Below are 1,012 nucleotides of genomic sequence, written 5' to 3' on the forward strand. Positions count from 1 at the left end.
ATCAAGGTGGCCGCCGCGGCCACCTTGATCCGCACCTGCCCCGCGCCCGGCTCGGGCACCTCCACGTCGGCGATCGTCACGACCTCCGGGCCGCCGAACTCCGTCACCACTGCAGCACGCATGGCCAATCTCTCCCTGATCGGTGTCAGTAGCGGTATCCGTTCCGCTGCTGAGACCCTAGGAAGAGTTGGTATCTTCTGGTAAGTAGTTACCCGAGAGTGCCTATGCCACCCGGAGGAGAGCCATGGCGACCACGACGGCGGCCCAGCGGCGCGAGCAGGCGCGCTACGCGTACGACGCGTTCATGCGCGACTGCCCCACCAACCAGCTCCTCGGCCGCCTCAGCGACAAGTGGGTCAGCCTCGTCGTCGCCGCCCTCTCCGGCGGCCCGCGGCGCTACAGCGACCTGCGCCGGAGGATCGCAGGCGTCAGCCCGAAGATGCTCACCCAGACCCTGCGCACCCTGGAGCGCGACGGCATCCTCACCCGCGCCGTCACCCCCTCCGTCCCCGTCCGCGTCGACTACGAGCTGACGCCCCTCGGCCGCAGCCTCGCCGGGCTCCTCACCGCCGTGAAGGACTGGGCGGAGGAGCACATCGAGGAGGTGCACGCGGCCCGCGAGCGCTACGAGACGGCAGAGGCACAGGCCGGCTGAGGGGTCAGGCGTACGCCTCGGGGGCGCGTACGCACTCCCGTACCGCCGCCAGGAAGTCCGCCACCGGCGGGCTCGTCCGCTCCCGCGGCCAGGCCACCGCGATCCGCAGCGGCTCGATGTCGCGTACCGGCCGCCAGACCAGCTCCGGGTGCGTGTAGTACGTGGTCATCGACTCCGCGGCGAGACACACCGCCCCGCCGGCCGCCACGTGCTCCAGCATCTCCTCGACGTTGTCGTTCTCCGGCCCCCAGAGCGGCTCCGAGCCGTCCGGCCGCGGGTTGACCGCCCACCAGTCGACCCACGCCCTGGGCGCCCGGCGCGTCCACATCAGTTGCTGGTCGGCCAGGTCCGCGATGC

Annotated in this window: 2 protein-coding genes and 1 pseudogene; 1 reads left to right on the forward strand and 2 read right to left on the reverse strand. The window is 71.5% G+C overall.

Annotated features, from left to right (window positions below):
• Nucleotides 1-122, reverse strand: a pseudogene (locus H5J30_RS37290) (NADP-dependent oxidoreductase); the annotation flags it as partial.
• Nucleotides 123-244: 122 nt separating this feature from the next.
• Between H5J30_RS37290 and H5J30_RS35600 the strand changes: the two are divergent.
• Nucleotides 245-655, forward strand: coding sequence for a winged helix-turn-helix transcriptional regulator (locus H5J30_RS35600; protein ID WP_220189659.1), 411 nt, complete (start codon nt 245-247; stop codon nt 653-655).
• A 4-nt stretch (nt 656-659) separates the two neighbouring features.
• Here the strand turns inward: H5J30_RS35600 and H5J30_RS35605 are convergent.
• A partial coding sequence (locus H5J30_RS35605) for a LysR family transcriptional regulator substrate-binding protein (RefSeq protein WP_181791916.1) occupies nt 660-1,012 on the reverse strand: 353 nt, incomplete at its 5' end.

Origin of the sequence: Streptomyces phytophilus (assembly GCF_013870535.1) — a bacterium.
GTDB lineage: Bacteria > Actinomycetota > Actinomycetes > Streptomycetales > Streptomycetaceae > Streptomyces > Streptomyces phytophilus.

Bases quoted from the DNA above. Each gene is read 5' to 3' on its own strand.
- H5J30_RS35600 (WP_220189659.1), top strand. From the start codon at position 245: ATGGCGACCACGACGGCGGCCCAGCGGCGCGAGCAGGCGCGCTACGCG.